We start from the raw sequence: 7,902 nt of genomic DNA on the forward strand, positions 1-7,902 counted from the left end.
GATTTTTTATGTGGCTTATCGGGAGTCATTCCCAGTTCGCTCATTGCATACAATATTCTTCTATGAACAGGTTTTAATCCATCTCTCACATCAGGCAATGCTCTGCTTACAATAACAGTCATTGCATAGTCAAGATAGGATTTTTTCATTTCTTTTTCTATATCTATCTGAATAACCCTGTCATTTCCTGGTTCTATATTATCCATTCTATTCCTCCAAATCCAACAAGTTTATATATCTATATGTTTAACATATTTTGCATTTTGCTCTATAAATTCTCTTCTTGGTTCAACCTTTTCTCCCATTAGCGTTGTAAACACCTCATCTGCTTCAAGAACATCAGCAATTTCAACCCTCAACATAGTTCTTTTTTCAGGATCCATTGTTGTATCCCAAAGCTGATCAGGATTCATCTCTCCAAGACCTTTGTATCTTTGAAGGCTGTATTTATTTTCTCTTCCTACCACTTCATCCAAAAGATTGTCAAGCTCCTTGTCCGTATATACATAGTTTTCTTTCTTGCCATACTTAACCTTGTACAGAGGTGGCTGAGCAATATAAATATTGCCGTTTTCTATAAGGGGCTTCATATATCTGTAGAAGAATGTCAATAGTAGGGTCCTTATATGCGCTCCGTCAACATCGGCATCTGTCATTATTATTATTTTTCCATATCTAAGCTTCTCAAGGTCGAATTCTTCACCAATTCCACATCCAAAGGCTGTTATCATTGCTCCAATTTCAGTAAAATTCAATATCTTGTCAATTCTTGCTTTTTCAACATTTAATATTTTACCTTTTAGAGGCAATATGGCCTGGATTTTTCTGTCTCTTCCCTGCTTTGCAGATCCACCGGCAGAATCACCCTCGACTAAGAAGACCTCACATTTATCTGCATCCTTTTCAGAACAGTCTGAAAGTTTTCCAGGAAGTGAAAGTCCATCAAGAACATTTTTTCTTCTTGTAAGTTCTCTTGCCTTTCTTGCTGCTTCCCTTGCTTTAGCAGATTTTTGAGCCTTGTCTATTATTACCTTTGCTTCCTTTGGATTTTCTTCAAGGAAAGAGTTCAAAGATTCAATTACCAATGACTCCACAATACCTCTCATTTCACTGTTTCCAAGCTTTGTCTTTGTCTGTCCCTCAAACTGTGGTTCCTGAAGCTTAACGGAAAGTATTGCAGTCATTCCTTCCCTTATGTCTTCTCCAGTTAGGTTGTCTTCTTTTTCCTTGATTATGTTGTTTTTTCTTGAATAATCATTAAATACCCTTGTAACGGCAGACTTGAATCCACTTAAATGGGTACCACCTTCATGGGTGTTTATATTATTTGCAAAGGAATATATGCTTTCACTGTATGAATCCGTATATTGAATGGCAATTTCTACTGAATTACCTTCTTTAACTCCTTCGTAATATATTATTTTATTGTGTATAGGGTTCTTCTTCTTGTTGAGATATTCAACAAATTCCTTTATTCCACCATCGAAATGAAAATTGTCATTTTCCCCACCTCTGGCATCGGAAATATTGATGTTGATTCCCTTGTTAAGGAATGCCATCTCTCTCAATCTATGTTGAAGAGTTCCATAATCAAAATTTATTTCTTCAAAAATTGTATCATCAGGCATGAATTCAATAGTTGTTCCTGTTCCTCTTCCATTTCCTATTTCCACAAGATCTGAAACCGGCTTACCTTTTCTGTATTCCTGGAAGTATTTTTTACCGCCTCTTTTAACTTCAACCTTCAGCCATTCGGACAAGGCATTAACTACAGAAAGACCAACTCCGTGGAGTCCGCCTGATACCTTGTATGCATCTGAATTAAACTTACCTCCTGCATGAAGGATCGTAAGTACAGTTTCAACTGTTGATTTTCCCGTTTTAGGATGTTTTTCAACAGGTATTCCGCTTCCATTGTCTTTAACCTTTACGGAATTGTCCTTGAAAATTTCAACATTTATTGTGTCGCAAACTCCGGCCAAGGCCTCATCTACCGAGTTGTCAACTATTTCGTATACCAGATGGTGAAGACCTCTTGGTCCAGTGGAACCAATATACATTCCCGGTCTTTTTCTTACAGGATCGAGTCCTTCAAGGACCTGTATCTGATCAGCTCCATAACTTCTTTTTTCTTCCGCCATATTGCACCTCTATTCTATAATCTGATTTATATTGCCATTTTCAACATAAAATATCTTCTTGTTCTTTCCCCTGAGGATATTGAGAAGATCTGTATCATCAGTTGAAGTTATTATCGTCTGTATCTTATCTATAAACTTAATAAGATAATTTTTCCTGCTATTATCAAGTTCTGAAAGTACATCATCAAGTAGAAGCACTGGATATTCATCCTTTTCTTCATAAATAATGTCTATTTCAGCCATTACAAGTGAAAGTGCTGCCGTTCTTTTCTGTCCCTGGGATGAATAAAATTTAGAATCCATTCCGTTGATGAGTATTTCTATGTCATCCAGATGTGGCCCATAAAGAGTTGATTTTCTCATTATCTCCCTATCAAGGCTTTTTTCTATCTTTTTGTGGAATATTTCTTTTATTTCATTTTTACTGAGACTATTGATTTTACCAAGGTTTGACCTGTATGTGGCATCGAGTAGTTCTGTGCCTCCAGAGATTTTCTCATGGATTTTTCTAGCCAGTATTCCAATCCTTTTTAAATAGTCCAGACGATACATTATAATGTCTGTACCCGTATTAATCAAATGTTCATTCCAAATTGGTAGTACTTTTTTATTTTTTGGATTTTCAACAATCTTTTTTATAAGGTTGTTTCTCTGTATAAGAATCTTGTTGTATCTGGTCAGAAGGTATTTGTAATTTGGCTTTATCTGTGAAAGCTCAACGTTTAGATACCTTCTCCTATCTACAGGACTGCCCTTTATGAGGTTGATACTATCGGGAGAAAATACAACTACATTTGTAAGTCCTACAAGGTCGCTGTATTTTTCAAGAGATAGCCCGTTTATTTTGATTTTTTTTTTACTTCCTCTGAAAAAATCTAATTCTATGTCTTTTGTATTTGATTCCCTGATGAATTTCACTTTGACCCTTGAATGGTCCATGTCTTTTGTTATGAGATTTTCATCCTTTGAAAACCTGAAGGATTTTCCTATGGAGCTTACAAATATGGACTCCATAAGGTTTGTCTTTCCCTGGGCGTTGTTGCCTATAAAAATATTTAGCTTTTCATGAAGATTGATATCTATTTCATTGAAATTTCTGTAATTTTTAAGATGTAATCTTTCAACATACATAAAAACCTTCTATTCGACTATGTATTCATTGCCGTTAATTTTAACTATATCATCTTTTCTAATTTTCTTTCCCCTCTGATGGGCAATTTCTCCATTTACAATTACATTTCCTTCAAGAATCATCATTTTCGCTTCTCCACCTGAAGATACTTCACTTATAAATTTGAGGAACTGGTCTAGTCTTATAAATTCGTCTCTAATTATTATTTTTTCCATAATATCTCCTAACTTATCCTTACTGGCAATACCAGATAGATGAACTCGTCATTATCAGGTAACTTGAATATGCATGGGTTCAGACTTCCCTGGAATACTGCTGAAAGCTCCTCATCCTCTATAACCCTTAAAAGATCAAGGATGTACTTGGAGTTGAAACCTATTTTTATTTCATCACCTTCCATTTTCACTTCTATGTTTTCTTCTGCATTTCCATATTCAGATGTTGACTCTATCTTTAGATTATTGTCTTCTATTGATATTATTATCAGATTATTTTTGTCTTCCTTTGCAAGAAGAGAAACTCTCTCAATACTGTTTTTAAGATCTATAGTCTTGATGTCGATTTTGGTTTGGTATCCATCTTTTATAATATCTTTGTATTTAATGAATTCACCTTCAAGAAGGTTTGATATTATTATTGTATCATCGAAAACAAAGGATACATGTGTATCTGATATTAGCAGTTCAACGTCCTGGTCTTCATCTTCAATTATTCTTGAGACTTCCAGAAGGGATTTGCTTGGAATAATAATATTGCATTCACCATCAAATTTCACATCTTCTTTCTTAACGGAAAGTCTGTATCCATCTATTGCAGCAAAGGTGCAGACATTTTTCTCAAGCTCCATTAGACATCCTGTAAGTACAGGCTTCATATTGTCCTGAGCTGCTGCAAAGGTTGTATATTTTATTAGCTTTTTAAGGGCTTGAGATTTCATGTTTATTGTAGTTCCTTCGTTGTAGAAGGTATTGGCAGGATATTCCTCTGCAGAATTGCAAAGTATGACAAAATCGGATTTCAAGCATTTTATTTCCATCTTATTGTTTTCATCTGTTGTGATTTCTATGTTTGAATTTGATGGAAGCTTTCTTATAAAGTCACTAATAAGCCTTGCATTAACTACTATTGCACCTTCCACCATTGATTGACAATCTATGGTGGTCTTTATTCCAAGATCAAGGTCTGTTGCAGTCAAGCTTAGCTTATTATTTTCAACTTCTATAAGGATGCCTGTAAGTATGGGGGTGGTGGTTCTTACTGATACTGCTTTTTGGACAATGCCAATGGCTTTGGACAAAGCACTTTGATTAACATTACATTTCATATATATCCTCCTGTCTTTTCATAGTTAGCTTGGTTTTTGCAAGTCTTCTGTCATCCCATGGTTTGCGTGTCATTCTCAAGAAGGTTAAATAATTACAAAATTTTGCAAGAAATGCAATCTAACTTTCATACAAACCTTTCCATGCCAACGTAATCTGTCAACACTGAAAACTCAACCTAGTAGTTTTGTGTTGTTTATAACTCATATATATAATAAATATTTTAGTAATAGTAGTAGGGCCTGTGGATTTGTTGATAACCTGTTGAATAGAACAGCGTGAATTATTACGGCGTTTTTTGCTTTGTGGATAAAAAATAACAACAATTTCTGTTATTTTTTATCCACACCTTATTAACACCTTGTCAATAGACTTGTTAAATAAGCTCTGCTTCAAGGTCTTCTATCTGTTTTTTGAGCTCTATACTGTTCTGTAGCTCTCTATCAATCTTGTTACAGGCGTGAAGAACAGTTGAATGATCACGTCCTCCGAATTCTTCTCCTATCTTTGGAAGTGAATGGCTCGTATGTTTCCTTATAAGATACATTGCTACCTGCCTTGGATAGGAAATACTTTTAGGTTTTTTCTTTGAATTCATGTCGGTTATTGAAATATCAAAATAGTTTGACACTGAATTCTTTACAATCTCTATAGTTACTACCTTCTTCTTGTCGGAAATGAGATGCTTCAAGGCTTCTTGTGCAAGGTCGATAGTGACTTCCTTATTTGTAAGGGATGAATATGCATAGAGTCTTATTAGTGCTCCTTCAAGCTTTCTGATGTTTGACTGGATGTTGTTTGCAATATAATCAATGACTTCGTTAGATACTCCGTAGTTTTCATCTTCTGCTTTTTTTCTCAGTATTGCAATCCTTGTTTCAAGATCAGGCGGCTGTATGTCTGCTATTAGCCCCCACTCGAATCTTGATCTAAGTCGGTCTTCTAATGTTGGAATTTCACTTGGAGGTCTATCAGATGAAATTATTATCTGTTTGTTGTCGCCGTGCAGAGTGTTGAATGTATGGAAAAACTCCTCCTGAGTCCTTTCTTTTCCTGCAATGAACTGTATGTCATCTACAAGAAGCACGTCTATTTTTCTGTATTTGTTCCTGAATTCATCATTTTTATCGTCTTTGATTGAATTAATTAGGTCATTGGTGAATTTTTCAGAAGTTACATATAATATGTTTGCATCGGGATTGTTTTGGCTGATATAGTACCCGATTGCATGCATAAGGTGGGTTTTACCCAGTCCAACTCCTCCGTAAAGGAATAGTGGATTGTATGCAGATGCTGGTGTTTCAGCTACTGCAAGTGATGCAGCATGTGCAAATCTGTTGCTGCTGCCAATTATAAATGAGTCGAATTTGTATTTTGGATTTAATGAAGGAATTGAACTGTTTTCCATGGTGAACTGATTTCTTTTGCTTTTAACAGGTCTTGTTTTTTCCTCTATTTCTTCTCCTGGTATGAGTATCTTGACTTCAATATTTTCATTATTAAGGATATAACTAAATGCATTCTTCAAAAGCGTAAGATATCTTTTAGCAAGCATGTCCCTCAAAAACTCCTCCGGAGCCAAGAGATATGCAATATTGTTTACTAAAGACACAGGCTTTATAGGTTTAAACCATGTGCTGAAACTTACTTCATTCAAATCTTCCTTAATAATATTAAGAACTTCAATCCATATTTCATTAATATTATTGTTCATAAAAACCTCCACAAAACGATGATACTGTTGATAAATAAAATGCATATATGATGAATCAACATGTTATTCTCATGTTATAATAAATGTATACACAGCGTTACATGTTGAAAAGATGCAAAACTAAAAAATTATCCACAACCGAGGTCGGATAATTCCTAATAACATTAAAGTTATCCACAACTAGAACAATTCTACCAAACTTTATCCACAATTTCAATGGAATAAAAAAATATATTTGCATATTTCCAATAAATATATTATAGTAACACGTGTAAAAATGAATTGTACAAAGGAGAAATTTATGAAGTTGCCCAATTTAAAGATTGGAAATTTTAATGCACAGATTCCAATTGTATTAGGTGGGATGGGAATAGGAGTCACAAGATCGAAGCTTGCGTCTGCGGTAGCCAATGAAGGTGGAATAGGAGTAATGTCCGGTATCCACATGGGTTACGACCAACCTGATTTCAAGACAAATACCTTCAAGGCCAATGTAAGGGCCATCAGGGAACAGATAAAACTTGCAAGGGAATTAAGTCCCAAGGGTATAATAGGAATAAACTTCATGACTGTAATGAACCGTTACAGTGACTATGTGAAGACTGCCGTTGAAGAAGGAATAGATCTTATAGTTTCAGGAGCTGGACTTCCACTGGAGCTTCCGGGTCTTGTAAAAGATACTAAAACTAAAATTGTTCCTATAGTTTCTTCAGGTAGAGCTCTAAAGATAATACTTAGAAAATGGGATTTAAAATACCAGAAGACTGCTGATGCAGTAGTAATTGAAGGAATAAAGGCGGGAGGACATCTTGGGTTCAAAATTGATCAGCTTGCTGAAAAAACCTTTTCTTTTAAGGAAACAATAGAGGATGTGAAAAACGTCCTTGCAAAATATGAAGAAAAATACGGAATGAAGATTCCTGTAATAGCAGCAGGAGGAATATTCGACAGAAACGACGTTGAGGAAGCTATAAGAAACGGAGCGGATGCTGTACAGATGTCAACACGGTTCATAGGTACAGTGGAATGTGATGCCGCCGATGAGTTTAAGCAGGTTTTCGTCGAAATGAAGGAAGAGGACATTGAACTCATAGTGAGTCCCGTCGGGCTGCCGGCAAGGGCCTATCGGAATAAGTTCATTGACGAATTAAAAGGTGGCTTGCAGAAACTACCTGATCAATGTACAAAATGTATAAAAACATGTGATGTTGGAAGAGAACCATACTGCATATCCGAGGCCCTTATAAATTCTGTTTCCGGAAATATTGATGAAGGTCTCATATTTACAGGAACAAATGGATACAGGATAGACAAAATAACTACTGTTAAAGAAATTTTTGATGAATTCAGATAATTTTTTAAAAAGAATTTGAACATATGGTGGTTTGAAACTTAAAAACCACCATATATTGTATTTGCATCGAAATTAAAAAATAGCTGCTTTATAATTATCTTGACATATATATTCAATATTAATATAATCTAATGTAGACTATATTAATATGCTATTTTTTGTATCTAAATAGAGATTTATACTTTGCAAGGAGGTGTTTAAGTTGAAAAGAACTTTTCAACCAAAGGTAAGACAAAGAA

General features: G+C 35.0%; 7 protein-coding genes. 1 reads left to right on the forward strand and 6 read right to left on the reverse strand.

From position 1 onward, the window contains the following. The 6 genes from AC3AX0_RS03870 to dnaA form a co-directional block, all read right to left on the reverse strand. Positions 1–206: DNA gyrase subunit A (locus AC3AX0_RS03870; protein ID WP_487548990.1), on the reverse strand; the 206-nt coding region annotated here is incomplete at its 3' end. Positions 207–230: 24 nt separating this feature from the next. Further along, positions 231–2,141, reverse strand: coding sequence for a DNA topoisomerase (ATP-hydrolyzing) subunit B (gene gyrB / locus AC3AX0_RS03875; RefSeq protein ID WP_487548991.1), 1,911 nt, complete (start codon positions 2,139–2,141; stop codon positions 231–233). 9 nt (positions 2,142–2,150) lie between these two features. Next, positions 2,151–3,272 (reverse strand): DNA replication/repair protein RecF, encoded by a 1,122-nt coding sequence (gene recF, locus AC3AX0_RS03880; RefSeq protein ID WP_487548992.1) that lies wholly within the window; start codon positions 3,270–3,272, stop codon positions 2,151–2,153. Positions 3,273–3,281: 9 nt separating this feature from the next. Continuing rightward, the gene (locus AC3AX0_RS03885) at positions 3,282–3,488 is read right to left on the reverse strand and encodes an RNA-binding S4 domain-containing protein (RefSeq protein WP_487548993.1); all 207 of its coding nucleotides are present in this window, start codon (positions 3,486–3,488) and stop codon (positions 3,282–3,284) included. A gap of 8 nt (positions 3,489–3,496) precedes the next feature. Then, positions 3,497–4,597, reverse strand: a complete 1,101-nt coding sequence (gene dnaN / locus AC3AX0_RS03890; protein ID WP_487548994.1) for a DNA polymerase III subunit beta — start codon at positions 4,595–4,597, stop codon at positions 3,497–3,499. Between the two features lie 374 nt (positions 4,598–4,971). Beyond that, positions 4,972–6,309: a chromosomal replication initiator protein DnaA gene (dnaA, locus tag AC3AX0_RS03895; RefSeq protein WP_487548995.1), complete on the reverse strand. Its 1,338-nt coding sequence runs from the start codon at positions 6,307–6,309 to the stop codon at positions 4,972–4,974. 301 nt (positions 6,310–6,610) lie between these two features. Between dnaA and AC3AX0_RS03900 the strand changes: the two genes are divergently transcribed. Continuing rightward, positions 6,611–7,663, forward strand: a complete 1,053-nt coding sequence (locus AC3AX0_RS03900) for an NAD(P)H-dependent flavin oxidoreductase (RefSeq protein ID WP_487548996.1) — start codon at positions 6,611–6,613, stop codon at positions 7,661–7,663. The last annotated feature ends 239 nt before the right edge of the window (positions 7,664–7,902 follow it).

This window comes from Dethiosulfatibacter sp., assembly GCF_983023055.1.